Source organism: Pseudoalteromonas apostichopi (assembly GCF_030297135.1).
Lineage (GTDB): Bacteria > Pseudomonadota > Gammaproteobacteria > Enterobacterales > Alteromonadaceae > Pseudoalteromonas > Pseudoalteromonas apostichopi.
Genome location: NZ_AP028065.1, coordinates 3438052 through 3462772, shown reverse-complemented (window position 1 = coordinate 3462772; position 24721 = coordinate 3438052). Strand labels below are relative to the sequence as shown.

Sequence of the window (24721 nt, the reverse complement as noted above, 5' to 3'; positions counted from 1 at the left end):
ATAGTAGATAAATAATAAAAATTTAGCGCTTTAAGCACCTTCAAACTTTACTACACGCGAACGGCCATTCTCTTTTGCAAAATAAAGTGCTTTATCGGCATTATTCAAAAGCTCATCAAGTGAAATGCCGTCATTACCATACACAGCAACACCTGCGCTAAACGACATGCCTATATTTGAGTTATCAGGCGTCATTAGCTTTATGGTCTTCGTTGTTTGCAATAGTTTTTCGGTATTGGCAAAACAAACCGTGTCTTTATTATTTGTTTGAATAAGGCAAAACTCTTCACCGCCAAGTCTTGCAAAATAACACGTATCATCAATGCTATCTTTTACATGCTTCGTAAAGGTGACTAATACTTGGTCGCCAAAATCATGGCCAAATGAATCATTAAAACGCTTAAAGTGATCAAGATCGATAAGTGAAACAGTACAACTAAATTCTTCATGTTTTGATTGTAACTGACTGAATTTTGCAAACAAGGCTCGCCTATTTGGCACATTTGTTAATTGGTCAGTATGAGCAAGTTCAAACATTTGCTTACTGTAGTCTTCTAAGAGAGTGTTTGTGCGGTTAAACAAAAACTGGTTTCTCTTAAGTTCGGTTATATCCTCACCTTCAACAATGACGTGCTCACCGACTGCATTTGCAGTAAACCTAAAAATATGACGATATGAAGCATCATTAATTTCTACTTCAAGCTTATCAGTATCATTTTCTAATAATTTTGAAATAATTAATTGTACTAAGCCTCTGTTAGTTGGATTGTTCGATGCATCAAGATAATGCTGTGCAACTAGTTGAAATGAGTTGTTTTGAAATACTTCCTTGTGTTCATTAGCCGAAAAAACAACGACAGGTAACTGCAAATAATTTAAAACAGAATAATCCGAGTTGTTTTGTTCTAATGACATACAATAAAGTCTCGTTTTGTTTCAAGCTTAGCTATGACTTGCTTCGCGTCATCTTCTGATATTCCTTGTTCAGAAAATGTAAGCGACAAGATATTTATCATTTCTTGCCAATCTTTAAGATTAATACCTAAATTTTTATGGGCTTGTGCTAGCTGTTCATCACTGATGTAATCAGGCCCCCCCATTAAAGATGAGATAAAACTTGTTTGATGATGAATCAGCCTTTCCATATTGGTATTTTTAAAATGTGCATTAAGGGTTTCTGACTTCAAAATATTGTCATAAAACTTTTCTATGACGTTATAAATTCTAGAAAAACCACCGTATTTGATAAACAAAGAAGATTCCACACCGAGTCCTGTATTATCGATAAATATTTTAGTAGCTAATAAGGCACCACAAAAGATGACAAGAAAGTCTGCAAGCTATTGATATTTAAATTATAGAAAGGAAAAGAGATTTTGCATTTTTTGAATAAGCAATAATGCGATTATTCTCATTTTTTGCACGTGTATATTATTACCCCCTCTTACACATCATATCTGTTGATTAAAAATCTTAAATTCAAAGATATGCCGAGATTGAAATAAACTTCATAAAAGTATGATGTGTTCTTAACAAGACTACTATGTATCACAATGAATAATCACGTTCGACTTTAGCAATACGCGTTGTAAACGCGCTGTACCATTTATCTTTACCAAGCTGCTGCGCATTTAAGTGCTCCAGGTTTTGTTTCCAGGCTTTTATCGCATCTAAGCTTTGCCAATACGATACCGTAATACCCAAACCATCACGAACAGACTCCATGCCTAAATACCCTGGTTGTTGCTCTGCAAGCTCAACCATTCTATTGGCCGCTTCTTCATACCCAGCGGTATCCTCAGATAAGATATTCGTAAAAATTACGGCGTAATAAGGCGGTTTAGGTGTATTCGCTATCATGGCTATTACTTCGCTCTACTTGGTTCAAAACCATCATAGCATGGTATTTCTGTGTCAAACGTATCCCAGTTTGCTTTAGAACTCACAAAGTTATGGCTGATCGGACGCTCGTTTATATCGCTATCTAACAAACCTAAGCGAATACGTAAACGGCTTGGGTCATCTTTATTCTCACTATAAACTGGTGATCCACAGCAGCTACAAAAATAACGAATTCTACCGGGTTTAAATTCAAAGGCACTCAGATGCTGCTTGCCCTCTGTGAGGTTAAAACCATCTCGTTGAATAAAGCCATTGGTTGCGTAGGCTGTGCCTGAATTTTTCCGACATAAAGAGCAATGACAATGAATAATTGAGTCTATACCACCAGCAATTGTTACTTTTACTTTGCTGCACAAACAACTTCCTTGATACATAGTCCCTCTCAGATTAAAGATTAATAGCCGCGATGCTTCCAAAAATCAGTGGCTGTACCTTCGGCTTCCTTTAATAAGTTAAAGGATTTATCGGCAATTATATGACCATTTAACTCAATAGTCATGCGCCAAATGCCAACTTTATTATCAACAGGTGCCCATATAGTATCACCTAAGTAAAACTGCCAATCGTTTGTTTTAACGTACTGTTCGCCCTCAAATGGTGGCATGATCTCGCCTTCTTCATCTGGGATATCTGGATGGTAAACGCAAAACTTTATTTTTTGTCCTTTGGCCTTTTTAATGTTAACAATAAAACCAAATTCAATATCTAACTGTGCCGGAACGTCTGTTGTAAACTCGGTGATTTGAGGCAGGTCTTTCTCTTTTGCATCCCAATGGCTGTAAATGCCGTAACTTTCAATACTGATAATTGGTTTGGCTTTTGCCATCGTTGCAAGCGCTCCTTTTTAAAATGAGACGCCATTTTATAGTAGCAACACTAGCAGAACAAGATTGTATTATTATAGTAATTAGTTAATATACTTTATCCAGTGAGCTTCATGATTTTGAAAGCCGCATTTTTTTAACAGCTTAATACTTGCACTATTATTTGGATTAACTAAAGCCACCACACTGTTAAGCGGAGTCGCTACAAAGGTAGTCAGTTTGTCAAATAGCATTTCTAATACCTTTTGCATTATCCCCTTGCCAAAGAATTGCGATGACAATTCAAATCCCAACATACCTTGCCCGTTAATTATGTTAAATAGGCCAACACTGCCAATAACTTGCCCACTACTTCTTAAAACAATAACTAAACGAATGCCTTGTTGATTATAAAAACGTTCTATGTCGCCTTGAATAAAGTCATATACGTCACCTTTCGTTATGTCACTACTGTAATCATTAAACGATTGAACATGGGGATCTTTTAAAATACCCCAAATCGCTTGACAATCTTTATGACGAATGGGACGTAAGTCAAAGGCTAAGTCATCGTGGTTTGACACGTTAATTTCTTCTTTTTACTTTATGAGCTGGCATTATTGTCTTACTATAAATGCAATTTCAAGCAATTAGATTAAGTTCGATGAGTGAAGAATTTAAAGTAATTCAACCTACCACCACAGTCTACTGTAAAGAACGCGGCGAAGGCTGGACTTTAACAGGGATCACTAGTATTGATGAACACACTTCAGTGATGTTCGATGGTGTAAGGTATACCTTACCGGCCCGTGAAATTGTTGAGGTTTTATTACCACAACAACTCGAGCGCGAGAAAAACCAACAATAAAAAAAGCCAGCATCAAGCTGGCTTTTTCGTCTTTACAATTAACGTAATGCGTTAATACGCTCATCAAGTGGTGGGTGCGATGAGAATAACTCGGCAACACCTTTACCGCTTGCAATACCAAACGCCATCATTGAACCTTCTAGTTGTGATGGGTGGTTTTGTTTTAAGCGCTCAAGGGCACTACGCATTTTGTCTGCACCTACAAGTCTTGCTGCACCGGCATCCGCAGAGAACTCGCGTTTACGGCTATAGTAAGCAACAATCACACTTGCTAGAACACCAAATAGCATTTGGAAAATCATATCGAACAAGAAGTAAGTCCAGCTACTACCGCCCTCTTCTTCATCACTATTTAAGAAGTTATCAACAATACCTGCTAATACTTTCGCCATAAAGATAACAAAGGTATTCACTACACCTTGAATAAGAGTAAGCGTTACCATGTCGCCATTTGCAATGTGTGATACCTCATGAGCCAATACAGCCTCAGCTTGATCTTGGTTCATGTTGTGTAATAAACCGGTGCTCACAGCCACCAGTGAGTTGTTCTTGCTTGGGCCAGTCGCAAATGCGTTCATTTCAGGGCTATCGTAAATAGCCACTTCTGGCATCGCGATACCTGCTTTTTTTGCTTGCGCCGCTACCGTCGAAACTAACCATTGTTCTGTTTCAGAACGTGGCTGTTCAATAACATGTGCACCGGTTGATTTTTTTGCCATCCATTTCGACATAAATAACGAAATAAACGAGCCACCAAAACCAAATACGGTTGAAATAACTAAAATGCCGCCTAGACTGCGATGGCTAATACCCAGCACGCTCATCACAATAGACAACACAATACCTAACACTAGCATTACCGCTAGGTTAGTCAGTAGAAACAAAAATACACGCTTCATAAAAACCTCAGAATAAACATACCAATTGTATTAACTAACGACATGGTTAAAAATCGTTAGTTAATAAAATTATCTGGGCTTACTTCCAACTTAGTTTAAGACGTATGCAATTGGTCGCAAGGAACTAATTGCAACCAATTGTGACAGAGTATGTCAAAAGTAACAACTCAATTATTATGGGTTGATAGATAAAATTTCAAGTAAGGTTTTGTAAATTTTTAACTTAGGAGTGCCTTCTGTATAAGGACTAATCGCTAAAAGCGGGAAAGGTAATGTTGATTTTAAGGTTTCTAAATTTGCGTCTTGCTCACGCATGTTAGGATCTACATGATTTGCAATCCAACCTACACAATTGACACCAAGTGCATTAAAGTGAGCAGCAGTTAATAAAGCATGATTAAGGCAGCCTAGCTTCAAGCCAACCACTAAAATAACATGAAGGTCTTGTGATTTAACCCAATCACAGAGCAAATCAGTTTCGTTGATAGGCAAACACCAGCCACCAGCACCTTCTGTAAGAATATAATCAGTATTGAGTGCTTTTACATTCGCATAAGCAGTATCGAGCTTGTCAAATGTGAGTCTATCGCCTACTTGAGCAGCGGCAATATGCGGTGCAATAGGTGGCTCATAAGTAAAAGGGTTAACAATGTTATATTTAACCCCAATCGATGAGCTTTCCATTAAAGTTAAAGCATCATCATTAACTAGCTGACCAAATGCTTCTTCTGCACCTGCAGCAATAGGTTTAAAACCAACGGCACGCTGTTTATGTTGCGCCAGTAAGTTTAACAACAAACTGGTTACATGGGTTTTTCCAGCATCGGTGTCTGTACCAGTGATAAAAAATTCTTTCATTATTTAATTAATTCTATTTTTCTAGTTCTAAAAGGACAACTTGATAGCTCACTCTAGCATGCCCATCAACCAGAGGGTATGTCTTACAAACACTATTGAGGGCATGCCTCGTTAATAACCCTTGGCGTTTTTGCTTAGTTTGTAGTGATGTAGCGCCAATAGCTTTAATCGAACGCAGGGCTTCTAAGGGTGAATTATAGGTATCTATATAACATCTATCGGCAGCAAAATTCAGTTTAAACCCCGCAGATTTTGCATACTCAATAACCTTATTAGCACAATGGAATTGATTAATATGACTTTGCTGATCTATACAACTAAATGCTTGTTTAATCTCTTTAAGCGATCCATCTACAACGCAACTTAAATAGACTTTTCCGCCTATTTTTAAAGAACAAAAAAGGTTTTTAAGCAGTTCTTTAAAATCAGCAGACCATTGCATTGCAAAATTACTAAATACACAATCAAGTGTATTTTGTTGTAAAGGTAAGTTATCCATATCAGCACACACTTTTAAACAACGCGGGCTTTGCTCTGTGCTTAGCATGGAATGACTTAAGTCCATTGCCAGTACAGTATCAAAATGTGTTTTAAGCATTGCCGTGTTAACTAAAGGCCCTGCCCCTAAGTCAAGGCAAGTACCCTGCTGATGCTTATTTGCCATCATTTTAAATAAGTGTGTAGCAGCTTGTTTTTGAACATTGGCATGACTTGCATAATTTGCAGCGGCTCTAGAAAACTTAGTTTGTGTTGTTAGCTTATTACTTTGACAATTTGTAGCGGCTTGCAGTTGAACAATCATAAACACTCCACTAGCGAATCAACCAGCTGTTTTATATCGTCAGGTTGATGCGCGCTACTTAAGGTGATCCTAAGTCGTGCCGTATTATAAGGTACCGTGGGTGGTCGAATAGCAGTTAACCATACGCCTTTTTCTTTGAGCTTATTCGCAACGGCAAGTGTATGTTCTGCATCACCTAGAACCAAAGGTTGTATAGCCGTTGTTGATTCCATTAATGCTAAGTTATGCTCTTTAGCAAGCACTCTAAAGTAAGCAATATTCTCTATAAGCTGAGAGCGTTTCTCATCAGCCTTAATTAACTTTTCAAGTCGCTCAAGCGTACAACTTGCCATCAATGGTGACATCGCTGTTGAATAGATGTATTCACGATTATACTGCAGCATGTAATCAACCATTTGTTTTGACGCAAGCAGGCAAGCACCACTACTTGCAAGTGCCTTTCCAAAGGTGATAATTAATAAATCTGGCTTGATTACCTCACAACTTCCTAAGCCTTGCTCACCTAATACGCCAAAGCCATGGGCGTCGTCAATCATGAGCCACGCATCGTATTGTTTAGCAAGTTTAAACAGTTCTTCAATGGGGGCTTTATCACCATCCATTGAAAACACACCTTCACTCACAATGAGTTTATGCTTTGCTTTTGACTTTTGTAGCCGAGATTCTAAATGCTTTAGGTCGTTATGATTAAAACGCACCATAGCAGCGGCAGAATGAAGGCCGCCATCAATTAAGCTGGCATGATTGAGCTTATCTTGAAAAATTGCCGATGATTGCGCCACGCTTTTATCTTGAAACAATGCTTTTAATACGCTGCTATTAGCACTAAATCCGCTATTAAATAACATCGCGCTTTCAAAGCCTAATAGCTTGCATAAACGCTGTTCAAGCTGTTGCTGCGCTTTATTATAGCCATTCACTAGAGCAGAACTGTGGCTACCTAGTTGCTGCGCTTGTATTTCGATAAAATCATCAGCAAAGCCAAGGTAGTCATTACTGGCAAAATTTAAATATTGTTTACCAGAAACTTTTATAAAACGCCCGCTTGATTGCTCAACAAGTTGACGCTGTCTCAGTAATGCATCTGCTTGACGCTCTTCAAGATGCTCGGCAATAAAATCGAAAGCCATTTAAATGTTACGCTTCGTAAAATAGTTCTGATGTTGCTTTATCGGCAACTTTTGAAGAAAGCGATGCTGCAACCGCTTCATCAGAATAATCTTCACGGGTTTCTGGGTTCATGCCTAATTTTTTAATCAGCATCATATCAGCGTCTGCTTCAGGGTTTTCTGTAGTCAGTAACTTATCCCCGTAGAAAATTGAATTAGCACCAGCAAAGAAACACATAGATTGCATTTGTTCATTCATCGCAGTACGGCCAGCTGATAAACGAACATAACTTTTAGGCATCATAATACGTGCAACTGCGATAGTACGAATGAACTCAAAATGATCTAAGTCTTCTACATCTTCAAGAGGTGTACCTTTCACCTTAACTAACATGTTAATTGGCACACTCTCTGGCTGTTGCGGCAAGTTTGCTAATTGCATTAATAAACCAAAACGATCAGCAGCCTGTTCTCCCATACCGACTATACCACCTGAACACACTTTCATTCCGGCATCACGTACATTATCAATGGTATTTAAACGGTCTTGATAAGTACGTGTTGTAATGATCTGTTGATAATACTCTGGCGATGTATCAAGGTTATGGTTGTAGTAATCAAGACCGGCGTCTTTTAATGCATGAGCTTTTTCGTTATCTAGCATGCCAAGTGTCATACAAGTCTCAAGCCCAAGTTCTTTAACTTCTTTTACCATTTTAGAAATATATGGCATATCTCGCTCTTTAGGGTCAGACCAAGCAGCCCCCATACAAAAACGTGTTGCCCCTTTTTCTTTAGCAACACGCGCTTGTTCAACCACTTTTTCTACTTCCATAAGGCGCTCACGGTCTAGGTCTGTTTTATAATGACCTGACTGAGGACAATATTTGCAATCTTCTGGGCAAGCACCGGTTTTAATCGATAACAAAGTAGAAATTTGTACTTCATTTGGGTTGAAGTTTTCACGGTGAACACTGGCCGCTTTAAATAACAAATCATTGAATGGCATTTCGAATAATGCTTTTACTTCTTGGTGAGTCCAATCGTGACGGACAACTGCGTGCTCCATAATAGTCTCTTTTTTAAATTATTAGGACGGTTTGATTGGCTTAGTCTACGACTTGACGTAACATTGTCAACGAATTGAAGTGATATAAAGTTTACATATGATTAATAAACAACCAGTAGATTTAGATTTTGATCGTGACCATATTTGGCACCCTTATACTTCTATGACTCAACCCCTTCCCGTGTATCCAGTAAGTCATGCAAATGCAAATCGTATTTTCTTAGAAACAGGTGAAAGCCTAATAGATGGTATGGCCTCTTGGTGGAGTGCAATTCATGGTTACTGCCACCCTGTTTTAAATGAGGCAATCACCAAGCAAGTTAGCAAAATGAGCCATGTCATGTTTGGTGGCTTAACTCATGAGCCCGCTGTTGAGCTGTGTAAAAAGTTGGTAAGTATGACACCTGCTTCACTTGATAAAGTGTTCTTAGCCGATAGTGGCTCTGTGAGTGTTGAAGTCGCAATCAAAATGGCTTTGCAATACTGGTTAAGCCAAGGATACACCAGCAAGCAAAAGTTAATGACGCCGCTAAAGGGTTATCATGGCGACACCTTCGCAGCCATGAGCGTTTGCGATCCAATAAATTCAATGCACAGCATGTATTCAGGGTTTTTACCTGAACATGTTTTTGTGCCGGCTCCTATTTCTAAATTTAATGAAGAGTTTAGCCCTGCTGAAGCGGATACGCTTGAAAGCTATTTTGCAGCTCATCATCAAGATGTGGCTGCTTTTATCATTGAACCCATTGTTCAAAATGCCGGAGGCATGAATTTTTACCATCCTGATTACTTAAAACACCTGCGCATTCTTTGCGATAAGTATGATGTTTTACTTATTTGTGATGAAATCGCCACAGGGTTTGGCCGCACCGGTACCTTGTTTGCTGTTGAACATGCCAATATCGAGCCAGATATTTTATGTATTGGCAAAGCATTAACAGGTGGCATGATGACGCTATCAGCAACATTAACCACCAGTAAAGTCGCTGTTGGGATCAGTGAAGGTGAAGCCGGCGTATTAATGCATGGCCCAACGTTTATGGGTAACCCGCTTGCCTGTGCCACAGCCTGCGCGAGTATTGATTTACTACTAGAGCAACCTTGGCAAGAACAAATTGAACACATAAATGACGTGCTAACATCCCAACTTACTAAATGTAAGCAACTCGATGCAGTCGTTGATGTGCGCACATTAGGCGCTATTGGTGTTGTAGAGCTTAATCAAAATGTTGATGTAGCTAAAATTCAACGCTTTTTTATAGAGCAAGGTGTTTGGATCCGCCCATTTGGCAAGTTAATTTATTTAATGCCGCCATATATAAGCAATGAACAAAGCCTAACGAAATTATGTGATGCTATTTTTGCAGCCATTGAACAACAAGCGTATTGAAGACATTAAAAAAGGAAGCTGCTGCTTCCTTTTCCTTTAAACTTTACCATTCAAACATATATGCCATTTTACTGATCATTCGAAGCGGTACTTTATGTTCACAGCGCTTGGCGTAAAGATGCTGCAATGATTTATCTTTAATTTCACCAACGATGACTTCTTTTACTTGATAACCCAATGCAGTGGCAGCTTGTGCGTAAGCGATAAATTCCCACTTTTTGATATTGGTGTTATCAACAATCACTAGCGGAATTTCTTCTGCTAAAGCATTAATAAAGCGCGCAAGGTTTAGATTATGATATTCAGGTAGCTTGTACTTATCAAATTGATATACACCTTCGCTATTGTAAAAATAATCATCTGTTGCGCACACTACATAGTCACTTTCATTACCTGCTACCAACTCATCAGCAAGGCTTTGTGCATAATATGATTTACCTGAACCTGGTAAGCCGCGAAGAATAAAAACTTGTTTCATAGCACCTGTTATACAAATTAATTAAAGACTAAAGGACAGTTATCCTGTTGAGAATTGTTAATAATGCCACAAAATAACCAATTAGCGCAGCGAGAATTTAAATAAACGCAAATTTTACGCAAAATATTGCTGCTATTTTATCCAATTGAAGAAAAACTACTAAAGAGTACGCTTGAATAGTTTTTTTATTTGATTTACGAAGGTAAGATAGTCGATTCAAGTGCAATGCACAGCATTATAATATTAGGCAACTTATATCATTGGAGTGAAGATGAGCCATTTAGCGATTTCAGAGCTATTAAAAGGCAAGGTTGCGGTAGACAGCCAAGTAACAGTAAAAGGCTGGATCCGTACACGCCGCGATTCAAAAGCAGGAATTTCATTTTTAGCCGTTCATGACGGTTCGTGTTTTGATCCTATTCAAGCGGTAGTACCTAATTCACTCAATAATTATGATGAAGTCACACGTTTAACTGCTGGTTGTTCAGTCTCTGTAACCGGTATCCTTGTTCCTTCAGCAGGCCAAGGGCAGTCTTTCGAGATTCAGGCTAACTCTGTTGAAGTATTAGGTTGGGTTGAGAACCCAGATACTTACCCTATGTCAGCTAAACGTCACAGCATTGAGTATTTACGTGAACATGCGCACCTTCGCCCTCGTACTAACATTATGGGCGCAGTAACTCGTGTACGTAACTGTTTAGCACAAGCGATTCACCGTTTTTATCACGAACAAGGTTTCTACTGGATCAGCACGCCTATTATCACTGCAAGTGACTGTGAAGGTGCAGGTGAAATGTTCCGTGTATCTACTTTAGATATGCAAAACTTGCCACGCACAGATAAAGGTGACATCGATTACAGCGAAGATTTCTTCGGTAAAGAAGCGTTCTTAACTGTATCTGGTCAGTTAAATGGTGAGACATACGCATCTGCAATGTCAAAAATCTATACCTTTGGCCCTACTTTCCGTGCTGAGAACTCAAACACATCGCGTCACTTAGCAGAGTTTTGGATGGTTGAACCTGAAGTTGCGTTCGCAGATTTAGAAGATATCGCAAAACTTGCTGAAGATATGCTGAAATATGTTTTCAATGCAGTATTAACTGAACGTCGTGATGACATGGAATTCTTTGCACAACGTGTAGAGAAAACAGCTATCTCTCGTTTAGAAGAGTTCGTTACAAAAGATTTCGCTCAAGTCGATTACACTGATGCTATCGAAATCTTAAAAGCATGCGGCAAGAAGTTCGAGTTCGCTGTTGAATGGGGTGTAGATTTACAATCTGAGCACGAGCGTTACCTTGCTGAAGAACACTTTAACGCACCAGTAGTTATCAAAAATTACCCGCGTGATATAAAAGCGTTCTACATGCGTCAAAACGAAGACGGCAAAACAGTGGCAGCGATGGATGTCGTTGCGCCGGGTATCGGTGAAATCATCGGCGGCTCTCAACGCGAGGAGCGCCTAGATGTACTAGACAAACGTTTAGAAGAAATGGGCTTAGATAAAGAAGACTATAGCTGGTACCGTGATCTGCGTAAATACGGTACTGTTCCACACTCTGGTTTTGGTTTAGGTTTTGAGCGCTTAGTTGCTTATGTAACAGGTATGGGCAACGTTCGTGACGTTATCGCCTTCCCTCGTACAAAAGGCAGCGCGACTTACTAATAAGTAACGCTAGATTATTTAAAAGCCGCTTTCGAGCGGCTTTTTTGTGTGTAAATCATTAAATATTTTAAAAAATTACAGTCTAAAGAATTAGCAAAGCCAGACATATTGCCTATATTGATAAGAAGCTAACTATTAAGGAGTTTGTGTCTACTATGCTATTTCGCTCTATGAAAGCCCTTTTGCTATCTACAACCCTTATCTCTGCACATAGTGCGTATGCAATTGAAGAAAATATTAATTCGAAACCAATTTTTATTGCAGGCTCAACCACAGTGGCAGAATTATTAGTCGATATAAAAGATGACTTAAGCCAAGAGTTTGGCAATAGCATACAAATTAGACCGATGGGCAGTGATAAAGGCATTAAAGCCATTGCCGAAAATGTTATCGATATCGGCACCAGCTCCCGTTATTTATCAAAAGAAGAGCAACAACGCTGGCCTTTTTTGCGGCAAATAATCATAGCCCAAGATGCAATCGCATTTTTTGTAAATAAAAACTTAAACATCACTGAACTTACCACTAAAAAGCTAAGCGATATCTACCAAGGTAAACTAAAGGCGTGGTCTGAGGTTTCACCTTATACACCTGAGCTTAGTGCAAAAAATGATGAGATCCTGCTTTTTAGTAAAGGCACTAACCATGGCAGCTTTGATGTATTTTTAGAATATCTAAATTTAGATTATATCCAAGAACCTGGCAGTAACTTTATACGCCTAAAAATAGCGGGTAACAGAGGTTTATTTTCAGATAAGAAAGTTGAGCTTTACGATCAGTTCAATCAAGCACTGGGGATAGTGCAACGTATACCAAATGCCATTGCCTATGATTCATATGGTGCTATCAGTAAATTAGAAAATGACAGACGCATTAATAAGGTTGCTTTACTACAGATTGATGGTGTTAGCCCTTCAGTCGAATCAATTCAAAATGGCGATTATGCCTTTGTTAGGCCTCTTGTGCTTATTGTTAATACACAATCACCACGCTCAAAAAAGATTGGTAATAGGCTCGATGTAATTGTTAAATCACACAAGATACAACAGAGGCTGCTTGAATTTGGTTACCTTCCGGTAAAACAGTAATCTGAAAATTAAAACGAAAAAAAGCTGCGCACCGAAAAGGTGAACAGCTTTTAACAACCAGAATCGTTATGGGTTACAGAGCACTTTCTAGCTCTGGTAACACATCAAATAAATCCGCAACTAAACCGTAGTCAGCGACTTGGAATATTGGTGCGTCAGGGTCTTTATTGATGGCAACAATCACTTTAGAGTCTTTCATACCCGCTAGGTGTTGAATTGCACCACTGATACCCACAGCAATATATAGATCTGGGGCAACAATTTTACCTGTTTGACCCACTTGCATATCATTTGGTACAAAGCCCGCATCTACAGCGGCACGTGAAGCACCAATGGCTGCGCCTAATTTATCGGCAATACCATTTAACAACGCAAAGTTTTCACCATTTTGCATACCGCGACCACCTGAAATAACCACAGGTGCAGCAGTCAGCTCTGGACGTTCTGATTCAGTTTGTTCTTCTGATACAAACTCGCTCAGACCAACTGAACCTTTACCTGTAACACTAGTTGCAGCTACAGGTGCTTGCTCTGGTGCAACATCAAAGCTACTTGCACGAACGGTAATAACCTTTTTGCTATCAAGTGATTTTACTGTCGCAATTGCATTACCAGCATAGATAGGACGCTTGAAGGTATCAGCATCAATCACATCAATGATTTCAGAGATTTGAGCGACATCAAGAAGTGCTGCAACACGCGGCATAAAGTTCTTACCCGTTGTTGTTGCGCTCGCGACAATGTGTGAATAGTTATCTGCTAAAGATAAAACCAGATCCGCGACGTTTTCAGCTAGTTGGTGTGCATAAGCTGCATCATCTGCAATTAAAACGTTGCTTACACCTGCAATTGTCGCTGCTTGCTCACTCATTGCAGATAAGTTTTCACCTGCAAGTAATAAATCTACATCAAAGCCTAGTTTAACAGCAGCTGTAACCGTTTTATTGGTTTCAGGCTTTAGAACACCTTTGTCGTGTTCGGCTATCACTAATGTTTTCATTTAGATCACCTTCGCTTCTGTTTTTAACTTTTCTACTAATGTCGCTACATCTTCTACAACAATACCGCCGCTGCGCTTTTCTGGCTCGTTAACTTCAACCAATTGCACGCGATGAGTAAGGTCTACACCGAGACTATCAGCGGCAATAACATCAAGCGGTTTACGCTTAGCCTTCATAATGTTTGGTAATGAAGCATAGCGGGGCTCATTTAAACGTAAGTCTGTGGTAACGATAGCTGGGAGTTTCAGCGCAACAGTTTGTAAACCGCCGTCTACTTCACGTGTTACATTAACCGTACCTGCTTGTACGTCCACTTTAGACGCAAAGGTACCTTGGCCACGACCAGTTAATGCAGCAAGCATTTGCCCAGTTTGATTGTTGTCAGAGTCAATCGATTGCTTACCTAAAATAACTAGCTCAGGTGATTCTTGCTCTACAATCTTGCTAAGTAATTTAGCAACATGCAAAGACTCAAGCTTTTCTTCTGTTTCAATATGAATTGCTTTATCAGCACCAAGTGCTAACGCTGTACGTAATTGCTCTTGAGATGATTTATTACCAATAGTCACAGCAACAACCTCAGTGGCAGTTCCTGCTTCTTTTAAACGAATAGCTTCTTCAATTGCGATTTCACAAAACGGGTTCATCGCCATTTTCACATTAGCTAAATCAACATCCGTTTTATCGGCTTTAACGCGTGCTTTGACGTTGTAGTCAATTACTCTTTTAATTGGAACGAGGACTTTCATCGTGACTCCATCAATTGTGTGTTCTCAAAGTTAACCTTCGCGTCAACTTATTTATTTTATGAATTCAGACTACTTCCTGTTGACGTAAACGTCAACCTAAAATAACCTTAAAGTATTCACAGCCTGTAACGTTTCATTTGCAAGTATGAAATAAGGTTCTTTACAGCAGGTCCGTCACCGAGAAGAGGTTAATATGGTCGAACGCGAAACCATGGAATTTGATGTAGTCATCGTAGGCGCAGGCCCAGCAGGTTTATCAACTGCAATTAGATTGGCTCAACAAGCACAAGAAAAACAACAAGAATTAATGATCTGTGTGGTAGAAAAAGGCTCTGAAGTGGGCGCACACATTTTATCGGGTGCCGTTTTTGAGACTAAAGCACTCGATGAATTACTACCTGATTGGCAGTCATTGGGCGCTCCCGTTACTACTAAAGTAACTCAAGATGACATTTACTGGTTCAATAACAGTGAGAAAGCCACTAGCATCCCCCACTTTGCTAGTCCTAAAACTTTTCATAACGACGGTAATTACATAGTTTCTATGGGTAATGTGTGTCGCTTTTTAGCCGAGCAAGCTGAAAATTTAGGTGTAGAAATTTTCCCAGGGTTTAGCGCGCACTCTCTAATCATTGAAGAAGATACAGTTAAAGGCATTATTACCGGCGATATGGGTCTTGATAAAGACGGCAACGAAAAAGATGGTTATATGCCAGGTATGGAGCTTAGAGCTAAATACACCGTATTTGCTGAAGGCTGCCGCGGTCATTTAGGTAAAGAGCTAATCAAACACTTTGCCCTTGATAAAGATGCGTCACCACAGCATTACGGTTTAGGCTTCAAAGAAATTTGGCAAATCGATCCAAGTAAACACAAAGAAGGCACCGTAGTACATGGTACAGGTTGGCCGTTAACAGGTGATACCAGCGGTGGTGCGTTTATGTACCACAGCGACAACAACCAAGTTGTTGTTGGTTTAATTGTTGATCTGAACTATTCGAACCCGCATTTGAGTCCGTTTGATGAATTCCAACGTATGAAACATCACCCTATTTTTAAAGATGTTTTAGAAGGGGGCGAACGTATAGCTTATGGTGCTAGGGCTATTGCAAAAGGTGGGCTGCGCTCATTACCAAAAATGCACTTTCCGGGTGGTTTACTCGTGGGCTGTGATGCTGGCACATTAAATTTTGCCAAAATTAAAGGTAATCATACGGCAATGAAGTCTGGCATGGTCGCAGCTGATGTCATTTTAGAAGCCCTAGGTGATGGTAAAGAAAATGCTGATTTAGCTGAATATAAAACAGCCTTTGAACAAAGCTGGGCTTATAAAGAGCTATATCAATCGCGGAACTTTGGCCCTGTTATGCATAAACTAGGTAAGTTCTTAGGCGGTGCTTACAATACGCTTGATCAAAACCTATTCGGTGGCAGCTTACCGTTTAATTTTGAAGATAACATGCCAGACCATGCCACCTTAGTCACTGCTGATCAGGCTGAAAAAATCGACTACCCGAAAGCAGATGGCAAACTTAGCTTCGATAAACTTTCATCTGTGTTTTTATCAAATACCAATCATGAAGAATCGCAGCCATGTCATTTAAAGCTAAAAGATAACTCGATTCCCATCAAAGTGAATTTGGTACAATTTGATGAGCCTGCACAACGCTACTGCCCTGCTGGTGTTTACGAAGTTCAGGAAGTCGAAGGTGAGAAAGAGTTTGTTATCAATTCGCAAAACTGTGTTCACTGTAAAACCTGTGACATAAAAGACCCTAGTCAAAACATTACTTGGGTAACCCCTGAGGGAGCTGGTGGACCAAACTACCCTAACATGTAGTAACGCACGTTACTCATTTAATTAAAATTTATCCTAAATTGCAGGGGCTTCGGCCCCTTTTTTAGGCTATGCTGAAAATGTCGTGATTTATTATAAAAGTGAGTAAAGTATGCCGTCTTCAAGTGTAACCTTTCGTTTTTTAGCTGAACCTACCGATGTAAATTTTGGCGGTAAGGTTCATGGTGGTGTGGTAATGAAGTGGATTGACCAAGCTGGTTATGCCTGTGCTGCTGGTTGGAGTGGACATTACTGCGTTACAGTCTCTGTCGCAGGCGTGAAGTTTCAGCGCCCTATTTTGGTTGGCCAAATAGTCGAAGTGAAAGCAAGTATCGCCCACACTGGTAAAACCAGCATGCAAATCTTTATTCAAGTACGCTGTGGCGATCCAAAAACACAAAACCTGGTTGAAACCAATCATTGCGTTATTAGTTTTATTGCCATGGATGAAGCGGGTTACCCAATTGAAGTGCCTTCATATACAGCAGTAACAGATGAAGAGAAGAAAATCGAAAACTATGCGATTAAAATGAAAGAGATCGCGATTGAAACAGAAACCCTTTTGCAAAAAGCGTAAAAATACAAAACAACGCGAATTTAAAATCTGCACTTAGTAACTTCTACAGAGCACCCTGAAATTGTTACGACTGCCAAACTGAATGCCTGATTACAGTTTCAACAACCTGTTCAAAAAAACGCTTAATAAAGCCTAAAAACAATACTTTAGGCTTTATTTTTGCGTTGGCATTGTCATTGCAACACTCCTTGTGAATGACGCGAAACATTCGTTTATTTATTTTATAAAGGAGCTATTAAATGATTAAAGCAATTTCAATTTCTGCACTTTCTTTAGCACTAATGGGTTTTAACAATGCAGCACATGCAGATATTACCGAAATGGATTCTCCGCGTATTTATACCGGTATCGGCTATGGCCAATATTCTTTCGAGTTTGAAGATAGTGAAAATGACACTGACTTCGATGACGACTCGCAAATGCTAAAAGGTTATATTGGTACTCAGTTTAATAAGTATCTTAGCCTTGAACTTGCATACCAAAATTTTGATGAAGTAAGTGATATTGATTCTAAAGCTGAAATTGACGGTGTTTCTCTTGCGGCACGCTTAGCAGCACCAATTACTGATAACTTTTCTGTTTATGCTAAAGGTGGTTGGCTAGAGTGGGACGCTGAAATTGAGCAAGATCTAGGCGAGCTTGGCAGCATTAGTGCTGACACAGATGGCGGCGATGTATTTTATGGTGCAGGTATTGAGTATGCTTTTACAACAAACGTGCAAGTACGTTTAGAATATGAGCGCTATAAGTTAGAAGATGATATTGACCCAGATATGGATGTAGCGTCTGTATCATTCCAATACATGTTTTAATTTAGACTATGCAGTCTAAATATTTAAAAGGCAGTCTCGACTGCCTTTTTTTGTGTTTGCATGTAAAATGTCGTTAGATTTTCTTAACGACAATGCACAATGAGCGAATACCAATTAACCGCCGTCGGCCACATTCAATCTCCATACAAACAAAAGTTTGCTATACCTCGCCAACCTCGCTTGGTTCCTGAAGCTAAAGCAAAGCTAGTATTTAGTAGTGATTTTAATCGTGAAGAGTTTGTACGTGGTCTCGATGAATTCAGCCATATTTGGTTATTATTCAGATTTCATGAAACCGCTGATAAAGGCTACTCAGCAATGGTTAGACCCCCTCGCCTTGGCGGTAACGAACGAAAAGGCGTATTTGCAACACGTGCCACCTTCCGCCCAAATGCAATTGGTATGAGTGCTGTAAAACTTGAAGGTATCGAGTATAAAAATGGTCAGTTAAGCTTATTACTATCAGGTATTGATTTACTCGATGGCACACCAATTTTGGACATTAAGCCTTACCTGCCGTATTCAGATGCAATGACCGACGCCACCGCTGGTTTTGCCGATACCCGACCAGAAACAGATATGAGTGTCGAGTTTAGTGATGAAGCTCTTGCGTTTATCGAAAAACAAACCGAACAACCTGAATTAAAAGCCTTTATAGGCAATGTATTAAAGCAAGATCCTCGCCCTGCATACAAAAAGCAACGTGACTCAGAGCAAAGCTACGGTATGACCTTATATGATTTTAATATTAGGTGGCATGTTCAGGATAATCATAATACAGTGACCAGCATTGAAAAATGCTAGTTTTTTAACACTTTTTTTAACACATAGCGCTTCAGTGTCAGTGCTTCCACTGGTAAACTTAGCAGCTTGTTATTACTCAAACGTCTTGAGTAAACGATAATAATTTTAACACTACTTGGAATAGAGATGCGTACCAGTCAATATATACTCGCAACACTTAAAGAAACTCCGTCTGATGCAGAAATTGTTTCTCATCAATTAATGCTACGAGCAGGCATGATCCGCCGCGTTGCGTCGGGTTTGTATACATGGTTGCCCTCTGGACTACGCGTACTTAAAAAAGTAGAAAACATTGTACGTGAAGAAATGGATAAAGCCGGCGCTATCGAAATGTTAATGCCTATTATCCAACCTGCTGATCTTTGGGAAGAGTCTGGCCGTTGGGAACAGTTTGGACCTGAATTGCTACGCATTACTGATCGCCACAATCGTCCATTTGCGCTAGGTCCAACTCATGAAGAAGTGATCACGGATTTTGTTCGTAAAGAAGTCAGCTCTTATAAGCAATTACCGCTTACTCTTTACCAAGTACAAACAAAAGTACGTGACGAAGTTCGCCCTCGTTTTGGTGTAATGCGTGCTCGTGAATTTACAATGAAAGATGCTTACTCTTTCCACTTAAGTGATGAGTGTTTAGAGAAAACCTACCAAGTAATGCACAAAGCATACTGTAACATTTTTGAGCGTCTTGGTCTTGATTATCGCCCTGTTATTGCAGATACAGGTTCTATTGGTGGTAGCGTATCACACGAGTTCCATGTCCTTGCAGAGTCAGGCGAAGATGCAATCGCATTTAGTGATGCAAGTGATTACGCTGCAAATATCGAAAAAGCAGAAGCATTAGCACCGACTGAAGAGCGCCCAGCTGCAAGTAAAGAGTTAAAAGCGTTCCCAACGCCTGATGCAAAATCAATTGCTGAGCTTAAAGAGCACTATGGTGTTAAACCTCATCGGGGCGTTAAAACATTAATCGTGTATGGCGCACCAGATGAAAACGAACAACGTGGTTTAGTTGCCCTTGTATTACGTGGCGACCATGAATTAAACGAGTTAAAAGCTGAGAAACATCCGCTTGTAGACTCACCGCTTGAAATGGCAAAAGAAGAAGACATCGTTGCAGCGATTGGTGCAAAACCTGGCTCTTTAGGCCCTGTCGGTCTATCAATGCCAATTATTGTTGATCGCACAGCTAACGTAATGGCTGACTTTGTAGCAGGTGCTAATAAAGATGGTGAACATTTCAGTGGTATCAATTGGGATCGCGATGTAGAAAACTACGAAGTGGCTGATATCCGTAATATCGTTGAAGGCGACCCAAGCCCATGTGGTCAAGGTTCACTGCAAATCAAACGTGGTATTGAAGTAGGTCATATTTTCCAACTTGGTACTAAGTACTCAGAAGCAATGAAAGCAGGCGTTTTGAGTGAAACAGGTAAAAACCAAGTAATGACAATGGGTTGTTACGGTATTGGTGTATCACGTATCGTGGCTGCCGCTATTGAGCAAAACAACGACCAATACGGTATTAAATGGCCGCAACCTATCGCGCCATTTGATTTAGCTATCGTACCTATGAACATGCATAAGTCTCATCGTATTCCTGATATTGCAGATAACCTTTACAAAGGTTTGAAAGATGCCGGTTTAGATGTGTTATTTGATGACCGTAAAGAGCGCCCTGGTGTAATGTTCAACGACATGGAGTTACTAGGTGTGCCTTTCACATTAGTTATTGGTGAGCGTAACCTTGATGAAAACAAGGTTGAGCTTAAAAACCGCCATACTGGCGAAAAGCTAATGCTTGATTTAGATAGTGCCGCTTCCGAAATTGCAGCACTTGTTAAAGGCTAATTAAGTCAGCTCTACAAAATATAAAAAACCGCTTCGGCGGTTTTTTTGTTTTATTTTACCAATTCGCTTAATTAAGTATTATTGCGGGTTGGTATTAATTGTCATAGATGTTTCGCTAAAGCGTCTTTTAACTGTCATTGATTCTACCTAGCATTTACTTTATTACACCATGAGTAAATGCCATGAATAACACCACTTGCAGTAGTAAAACCCACTATCCTGCCGTTTGGATTTCCGACGTTCACTTAGGTTATAAAGACTGCCAAGCGCAGTATTTACTAGACTTTTTAAATGCGATTGAATGCGATGTGTTGTATTTGGTCGGTGATATTGTCGATTTATGGTCAATGAAACGACAGTTTTTTTGGCATTCTAGTCATTATGATGTGTTAGCGCTTATTCAACAAAAAGCGAAAGATGGAACACGAGTGATCTATATACCGGGTAACCACGACGAAACATTTCGCCATTATGCTAATGATTCATTATTCGGTATAGAAGTACATAAACAATATATTCATACCACTAAAGCCAACAAACGGTTTTTACTTTTACATGGCGACGATTTTGACTCAGCAACTCGCTACAACAAATTAATCAGCATTGCAGGCGATGCAGGATACGACTTTTTACTATTTTTAAATCGCTGGACTAATCGCATTCGCCGTTTATTTGGCGGTAATTATTGGTCATTAGCCTCTTGGATCAAAGCACGAGTGCATAAAGCACGTGAAGCAATTGATGCATTTGAAAAAGCGGCCATCCACGAAGCAAAAAAACAAGTCGTCGATGGCATCATTTGCGGGCACATTCATCACCCAGCCGTTAAAGTGGTTGATGGAATTTTGTATTGCAATGATGGCGACTGGATTGAAAACTGCACTGCATTAGTAGAAAACAGCTCTGGGCGTATTGAATTACTGCACTGGAGTGAAACACAAAAAGTGATTCACTCTGCTGATATTAGTAAACTAACACCAAAAGCTGCGTTTAATAAAAACCAAGATGCAGCTTAAGACTTCAGCCACATTGATAGCTTTTTGCGCAATGTGGCTTGTTTAATTGGCTTGGTGATATAGTCATTCATGCCAACACTCAGGCATTTTTCTCTATCACCCGCCATTGCACTTGCTGTCATGGCAATGATCACGACATCTTGGTATTTATCACCTGTTTTGCCCTGTCTGATAGCTTTAGTACAGTCATAACCATTTAAGTTTGGCATTTGGCAATCCATTAAGATCAGGTCAAATTGAGTTTCGCTGTTATTCAATACCTCAATTGCTTCAAGACCATCGCTGGCTGATTCAATATGAACATGGCTATCTCTTAAAATGGCTTTGCTCACCTCTATATTAATCATGTTATCGTCGACGATAAGCACTGAACGAGATGTTAAATCAAGCTCAATAATTTCTTTAGTATCTGTATTTTTACGCTCAATAACAGAATCATTGTCATTAAATAAAACCGCGAGTTTATAGGCTAATTCATCAGGAGTGACAGGTTTTGCAATAACAGTACAATTGCTCGGTAATGTTTCTTTTTGTTTAAGTGATGTCATAACACCTAAAATTAATACACAGGTGTCGGGATAGCGATTTGCAAAACTCAACACATTGTTTAGTTCTGGATGTTTATGATCAATGATAAGTAAATCTAAATCATTAAAATCAGTTTCAGAAACATCAGTTAAATGCGTTATTTTATGACTCTGGCCTAGTGTCGCTAGTTGCAGCTCAACATTGTTAGCCAGTAATTCATAATGAATTGCACAGCCTACTTGTTTATCATTCAGTACATTGCTTTGATGCGGCACTTTTGACGACTCACTTATCGATACACAAATACTTGCCCAAAAGCGGCTGCCCTTTCCTTTTTCACTTTCAACGATAATATCACCACCCATCAACTGAGCGAGTTTTCGGCTTATTGAAAGCCCTAAACCACTGCCACCATAATGCCGTGTTGTACTTGAGTCCTCTTGGGTAAACACTTCAAACAATTTACTTTGGTTTGCTTTCGAAATACCAATACCTGTATCTTCAACAACGAAGCTTAGGCAAAGAGTATTGTCTGAATGCAGCTGTTTCTTAACCGTTAAGCTTACATGACCTTTATGTGTAAACTTAAATGCGTTACTGAGTAAATTATTGAGAATTTGTTTTAAGCGGTGGCTATCACCCATTACAGTACGCTTAGTAATAGCATGAGCATCGAACAGTATTTCAATGCCTTTTTTCTGACCTTGAACGGCCATCGATGTTATTAAATCACTGCACACTGAAACAACATCAAACTCATGACTATCTAAATCAAGTTTACCAGCTTCAATTTTAGAAAAATCGAGAATGTCATTGATCAGTGTCATCAATGAGTTGGCACTGGTATTTGCATAATGTAAGTATTGCATTTGCTGAGTAGATAAAGGCTCTTCTTCGAGCATTTCCAGCATACCAAGTACCCCATTCATCGGGGTGCGGATTTCATGTGAGATATTAGCTACAAATTCACTTTTAGCTTTACTTGCTGCAAGAGCTTCTTCGGTGGCTTTTTCAAGCTCTGCTGTGCGACTTTTCACTTTTTCTTCTAATGTAGTATTAAGCTTTTCAAGTTGATGTTGAGCACACTTAAGTGAATCAATATTACGAAGTATGGCCGCTATTTGATATTGTTGTTTTGCTGCATCATAGACAGGTGTCATTGTGATCGAAAAATAATGCGTGTTTTGTTCATTAATGTGCACAGCTTCAAACGTAGATCGTTGCCCTTTTTTTATGGCTTCGCCAACCCCTTGAAAATCTTCTTCATTATAATCAAACAATGTATCAAAGTGGGTTGAATGCTCGGTAATACCAAAATACGTTTTTGCTGTTTCATTGGCATTGCAAATAACTCCATTTGGCTGAACCATAATGATAGCATCTGTCGAGTTTTCTATGATTTTACTATTCTTTTCTTTTAGAAAACTCAGCTCAATTTTTCTATTAATATCGCGTTGATAGATAGTAAATAGTATTAATACAGAAATAATCATTAAACATAAAGTGCTTATAAACCTCATACGTTTTTGATTGATTTCTTGCAGGAGTATCTCGGTTTTTATAGAAACAGCCAGAGTCAATGGCTGCATGTGAATGTCATTTTCAAACTCAATAGTTTTCTGAGCATATAATTTTTCAGGAAGATTCATTACATCAAAAAAATCATTGGCATTCATTTGTTGATCGATACTAAATTCTTCAGACCAATAATGAGGGTCGTCCAACTCAAAACTAAAGCGATACGACTCCTTTGGGTGATAAATAAATTGCTGCTGAGCATTTAAAAGATACACAGATAGCTTTTTAGCAGTATTACTTGTTAACTTATTGATAAGGTCTTCGGCATTATAGTTTAGGATCAAAACAGCAAACGGCTTACCTTCAGTGTCTTTTACAAGTTTAGCAATCCTATATGTGCTAACGTAAGGCTGTTGTAATCGTCCATTTTCACGGTTGTAGTTAATTGGTGATATATAAACTTGACCATCTTTTAGCTCTGCTGCAACTCGCATATAATCACGATGGCCTTTATGCTGTAAGTTCTCTTCACTAATTCTAATAACCTGATCGTTGACATTATCAACACGAACAACTTCTTTGCCATTGTCTGCAATATAAATATATCGCGCCTGCGCTAATTCTTTATCTGTAGTCATAAAACCACTAAAGATTTTTGCGAGGCGGTATTTCCAAGCAGAAATAGGCGTGCCTAAAACCGGATCTACCTGTTTATCATTAGTGGAACGCATTATAGCGAGTACTGGTGGGGTGGAATCTAAGAAATTAAGGGCTGAAACATTCTCTCTTAGACTTGTTTTAAACACACTTTGTTTTCTATCTAGTTCTCGCTGCATCTGTTCAAGTGCGCGGCTAAATACCTCTTCTCGAAGATCATATTCATATTTTACTGTAACAATACTGCCCAATATCAAGAGTATACAAATTGCTAGTATTGGTAGTTTATTACGTTGGAAGAAATGCGCTGAATGTCCAGAATCCATTGAATCGAAAGCCTTCATTGCTACTCTGCTTTAGAGTATAGGAGAGAATGATAACTAAAGTGGAGTATACAGAAAAAAATTTAGTTAATAAGGATTAGTAAGGAGTTAGC

25 protein-coding genes are annotated in these 24721 nt (G+C 39.2%); 10 read left to right on the top strand and 15 right to left on the bottom strand.

Going from position 1 to position 24721, the window contains the following annotated elements:
* Positions 1–30: 30 nt before the first annotated feature.
* The 6 genes from QUE86_RS15695 to QUE86_RS15670 form a co-directional block, all read right to left on the bottom strand.
* Positions 31–915, bottom strand: coding sequence for a GGDEF domain-containing protein (locus QUE86_RS15695; protein ID WP_286258332.1), 885 nt, complete (start codon positions 913–915; stop codon positions 31–33).
* A complete protein-coding gene (locus QUE86_RS15690) occupies positions 906–1265 on the bottom strand; it encodes a group I truncated hemoglobin (RefSeq protein WP_286258330.1) in 360 nt (119 codons plus the stop codon). The genes QUE86_RS15695 and QUE86_RS15690 overlap by 10 nt, the downstream gene beginning before the upstream one ends.
* Before the next feature lie 283 nt (positions 1266–1548).
* Entirely contained in the window at positions 1549–1860 is a 312-nt protein-coding gene (locus QUE86_RS15685) for an antibiotic biosynthesis monooxygenase family protein (protein WP_286258328.1), read from the bottom strand.
* 5 nt (positions 1861–1865) lie between these two features.
* Entirely contained in the window at positions 1866–2276 is a 411-nt protein-coding gene (locus QUE86_RS15680) for a GFA family protein (protein WP_256854417.1), read from the bottom strand.
* A gap of 20 nt (positions 2277–2296) precedes the next feature.
* Positions 2297–2728, bottom strand: a complete 432-nt coding sequence (locus QUE86_RS15675; RefSeq protein ID WP_286258323.1) for a DUF3859 domain-containing protein — start codon at positions 2726–2728, stop codon at positions 2297–2299.
* 81 nt (positions 2729–2809) lie between these two features.
* Positions 2810–3289, bottom strand: a complete 480-nt coding sequence (locus QUE86_RS15670; protein WP_256854418.1) for a GNAT family N-acetyltransferase — start codon at positions 3287–3289, stop codon at positions 2810–2812.
* Between the two features lie 80 nt (positions 3290–3369).
* Here QUE86_RS15670 and QUE86_RS15665 point away from each other — a divergent pair, with 80 nt between their 5' ends.
* The gene (locus tag QUE86_RS15665) at positions 3370–3573 is read left to right on the top strand and encodes a hypothetical protein (protein WP_054561447.1); all 204 of its coding nucleotides are present in this window, start codon (positions 3370–3372) and stop codon (positions 3571–3573) included.
* Positions 3574–3611: 38 nt separating this feature from the next.
* On the opposite strand, the gene htpX is transcribed toward QUE86_RS15665, so the two are convergent.
* The 5 genes from htpX to bioB all read right to left on the bottom strand — a co-directional run bounded on the left by htpX (position 3612) and on the right by bioB (position 8310).
* Complete coding sequence (gene htpX, locus QUE86_RS15660) at positions 3612–4472, bottom strand: protease HtpX (protein WP_167657693.1); 861 nt, start codon at positions 4470–4472, stop codon at positions 3612–3614.
* Between the two features lie 174 nt (positions 4473–4646).
* The gene (bioD, locus tag QUE86_RS15655; protein ID WP_286258316.1) at positions 4647–5330 is read right to left on the bottom strand and encodes a dethiobiotin synthase; all 684 of its coding nucleotides are present in this window, start codon (positions 5328–5330) and stop codon (positions 4647–4649) included.
* A gap of 13 nt (positions 5331–5343) precedes the next feature.
* Positions 5344–6132 (bottom strand): methyltransferase domain-containing protein, encoded by a 789-nt coding sequence (locus QUE86_RS15650; RefSeq protein WP_286258314.1) that lies wholly within the window; start codon positions 6130–6132, stop codon positions 5344–5346.
* On the bottom strand, positions 6129–7262 hold the full coding sequence (locus QUE86_RS15645; protein WP_286258312.1) for an aminotransferase class I/II-fold pyridoxal phosphate-dependent enzyme: 1134 nt from the start codon (positions 7260–7262) through the stop codon (positions 6129–6131). Before QUE86_RS15645 ends, QUE86_RS15650 begins: the two co-directional genes overlap by 4 nt.
* A 7-nt stretch (positions 7263–7269) precedes the next feature.
* Complete coding sequence (bioB, locus tag QUE86_RS15640) at positions 7270–8310, bottom strand: biotin synthase BioB (RefSeq protein WP_054553903.1); 1041 nt, start codon at positions 8308–8310, stop codon at positions 7270–7272.
* Between the two features lie 97 nt (positions 8311–8407).
* Between bioB and bioA the strand changes: the two genes are divergently transcribed.
* Positions 8408–9700 carry an adenosylmethionine--8-amino-7-oxononanoate transaminase gene (gene bioA, locus QUE86_RS15635; RefSeq protein ID WP_256854423.1) on the top strand — a complete coding sequence of 431 codons (1293 nt, stop codon included), beginning with the start codon at positions 8408–8410 and terminating at the stop codon, positions 9698–9700.
* 43 nt (positions 9701–9743) lie between these two features.
* Here bioA and QUE86_RS15630 read toward each other — a convergent pair whose 3' ends face one another.
* Complete coding sequence (locus QUE86_RS15630; protein ID WP_130051532.1) at positions 9744–10178, bottom strand: AAA family ATPase; 435 nt, start codon at positions 10176–10178, stop codon at positions 9744–9746.
* 271 nt (positions 10179–10449) lie between these two features.
* Here QUE86_RS15630 and asnS point away from each other — a divergent pair, with 271 nt between their 5' ends.
* Both asnS and QUE86_RS15620 read left to right on the top strand, forming a co-directional pair.
* Positions 10450–11847, top strand: coding sequence for an asparagine--tRNA ligase (gene asnS / locus QUE86_RS15625; protein ID WP_130051533.1), 1398 nt, complete (start codon positions 10450–10452; stop codon positions 11845–11847).
* Positions 11848–12002: 155 nt separating this feature from the next.
* Positions 12003–12935 (top strand): substrate-binding domain-containing protein, encoded by a 933-nt coding sequence (locus QUE86_RS15620; protein WP_239977799.1) that lies wholly within the window; start codon positions 12003–12005, stop codon positions 12933–12935.
* A 73-nt stretch (positions 12936–13008) separates the two neighbouring features.
* Here QUE86_RS15620 and QUE86_RS15615 read toward each other — a convergent pair whose 3' ends face one another.
* The gene (locus tag QUE86_RS15615) at positions 13009–13935 is read right to left on the bottom strand and encodes an FAD-binding protein (RefSeq protein WP_286258305.1); all 927 of its coding nucleotides are present in this window, start codon (positions 13933–13935) and stop codon (positions 13009–13011) included.
* A complete protein-coding gene (locus tag QUE86_RS15610) occupies positions 13936–14685 on the bottom strand; it encodes an electron transfer flavoprotein subunit beta/FixA family protein (protein WP_286258303.1) in 750 nt (249 codons plus the stop codon). It abuts the gene before it with no gap.
* Between the two features lie 193 nt (positions 14686–14878).
* Here QUE86_RS15610 and QUE86_RS15605 point away from each other — a divergent pair, with 193 nt between their 5' ends.
* The 6 genes from QUE86_RS15605 (at position 14879) to QUE86_RS15580 (ending at position 21582) form a co-directional block, all read left to right on the top strand.
* Positions 14879–16525 (top strand): electron transfer flavoprotein-ubiquinone oxidoreductase, encoded by a 1647-nt coding sequence (locus QUE86_RS15605; protein WP_167657699.1) that lies wholly within the window; start codon positions 14879–14881, stop codon positions 16523–16525.
* A gap of 109 nt (positions 16526–16634) precedes the next feature.
* Positions 16635–17099 (top strand): acyl-CoA thioesterase, encoded by a 465-nt coding sequence (locus QUE86_RS15600; RefSeq protein WP_054561436.1) that lies wholly within the window; start codon positions 16635–16637, stop codon positions 17097–17099.
* 239 nt (positions 17100–17338) lie between these two features.
* Positions 17339–17911, top strand: a complete 573-nt coding sequence (locus tag QUE86_RS15595; protein ID WP_286258300.1) for an outer membrane beta-barrel protein — start codon at positions 17339–17341, stop codon at positions 17909–17911.
* A 99-nt stretch (positions 17912–18010) separates the two neighbouring features.
* Complete coding sequence (gene tsaA / locus QUE86_RS15590; protein ID WP_286258297.1) at positions 18011–18715, top strand: tRNA (N6-threonylcarbamoyladenosine(37)-N6)-methyltransferase TrmO; 705 nt, start codon at positions 18011–18013, stop codon at positions 18713–18715.
* 126 nt (positions 18716–18841) lie between these two features.
* On the top strand, positions 18842–20566 hold the full coding sequence (locus QUE86_RS15585) for a proline--tRNA ligase (RefSeq protein ID WP_130051540.1): 1725 nt from the start codon (positions 18842–18844) through the stop codon (positions 20564–20566).
* Positions 20567–20748: 182 nt separating this feature from the next.
* A complete protein-coding gene (locus tag QUE86_RS15580; RefSeq protein ID WP_286258295.1) occupies positions 20749–21582 on the top strand; it encodes a UDP-2,3-diacylglucosamine diphosphatase in 834 nt (277 codons plus the stop codon).
* On the opposite strand, the gene QUE86_RS15575 is transcribed toward QUE86_RS15580, so the two are convergent.
* On the bottom strand, positions 21579–24611 hold the full coding sequence (locus QUE86_RS15575; protein ID WP_286258294.1) for an ATP-binding protein: 3033 nt from the start codon (positions 24609–24611) through the stop codon (positions 21579–21581). The two genes, QUE86_RS15580 and QUE86_RS15575, sit on opposite strands and share 4 nt — an antisense overlap.
* Positions 24612–24721 lie beyond the last annotated feature (110 nt).

Coding starts and splice junctions, on each gene's coding strand:
- QUE86_RS15695 (WP_286258332.1), bottom strand. CDS start 915: ATGTCATTAGAACAAAACAACTCGGATTATTCTGTTTTAAATTATTTG.
- QUE86_RS15685 (WP_286258328.1), bottom strand. CDS start 1,860: ATGATAGCGAATACACCTAAACCGCCTTATTACGCCGTAATTTTTACG.
- QUE86_RS15680 (WP_256854417.1), bottom strand. CDS start 2,276: ATGTATCAAGGAAGTTGTTTGTGCAGCAAAGTAAAAGTAACAATTGCT.
- QUE86_RS15675 (WP_286258323.1), bottom strand. CDS start 2,728: ATGGCAAAAGCCAAACCAATTATCAGTATTGAAAGTTACGGCATTTAC.
- QUE86_RS15665 (WP_054561447.1), top strand. CDS start 3,370: ATGAGTGAAGAATTTAAAGTAATTCAACCTACCACCACAGTCTACTGT.
- htpX (WP_167657693.1), bottom strand. CDS start 4,472: ATGAAGCGTGTATTTTTGTTTCTACTGACTAACCTAGCGGTAATGCTA.
- bioD (WP_286258316.1), bottom strand. CDS start 5,330: ATGAAAGAATTTTTTATCACTGGTACAGACACCGATGCTGGAAAAACC.
- QUE86_RS15650 (WP_286258314.1), bottom strand. CDS start 6,132: ATGATTGTTCAACTGCAAGCCGCTACAAATTGTCAAAGTAATAAGCTA.
- QUE86_RS15645 (WP_286258312.1), bottom strand. CDS start 7,262: ATGGCTTTCGATTTTATTGCCGAGCATCTTGAAGAGCGTCAAGCAGAT.
- bioB (WP_054553903.1), bottom strand. CDS start 8,310: ATGGAGCACGCAGTTGTCCGTCACGATTGGACTCACCAAGAAGTAAAA.
- bioA (WP_256854423.1), top strand. CDS start 8,408: ATGATTAATAAACAACCAGTAGATTTAGATTTTGATCGTGACCATATT.
- QUE86_RS15630 (WP_130051532.1), bottom strand. CDS start 10,178: ATGAAACAAGTTTTTATTCTTCGCGGCTTACCAGGTTCAGGTAAATCA.
- asnS (WP_130051533.1), top strand. CDS start 10,450: ATGAGCCATTTAGCGATTTCAGAGCTATTAAAAGGCAAGGTTGCGGTA.
- QUE86_RS15620 (WP_239977799.1), top strand. CDS start 12,003: ATGCTATTTCGCTCTATGAAAGCCCTTTTGCTATCTACAACCCTTATC.
- QUE86_RS15615 (WP_286258305.1), bottom strand. CDS start 13,935: ATGAAAACATTAGTGATAGCCGAACACGACAAAGGTGTTCTAAAGCCT.
- QUE86_RS15610 (WP_286258303.1), bottom strand. CDS start 14,685: ATGAAAGTCCTCGTTCCAATTAAAAGAGTAATTGACTACAACGTCAAA.
- QUE86_RS15605 (WP_167657699.1), top strand. CDS start 14,879: ATGGTCGAACGCGAAACCATGGAATTTGATGTAGTCATCGTAGGCGCA.
- QUE86_RS15600 (WP_054561436.1), top strand. CDS start 16,635: ATGCCGTCTTCAAGTGTAACCTTTCGTTTTTTAGCTGAACCTACCGAT.
- QUE86_RS15595 (WP_286258300.1), top strand. CDS start 17,339: ATGATTAAAGCAATTTCAATTTCTGCACTTTCTTTAGCACTAATGGGT.
- tsaA (WP_286258297.1), top strand. CDS start 18,011: ATGAGCGAATACCAATTAACCGCCGTCGGCCACATTCAATCTCCATAC.
- QUE86_RS15585 (WP_130051540.1), top strand. CDS start 18,842: ATGCGTACCAGTCAATATATACTCGCAACACTTAAAGAAACTCCGTCT.
- QUE86_RS15580 (WP_286258295.1), top strand. CDS start 20,749: ATGAATAACACCACTTGCAGTAGTAAAACCCACTATCCTGCCGTTTGG.
- QUE86_RS15575 (WP_286258294.1), bottom strand. CDS start 24,611: ATGGATTCTGGACATTCAGCGCATTTCTTCCAACGTAATAAACTACCA.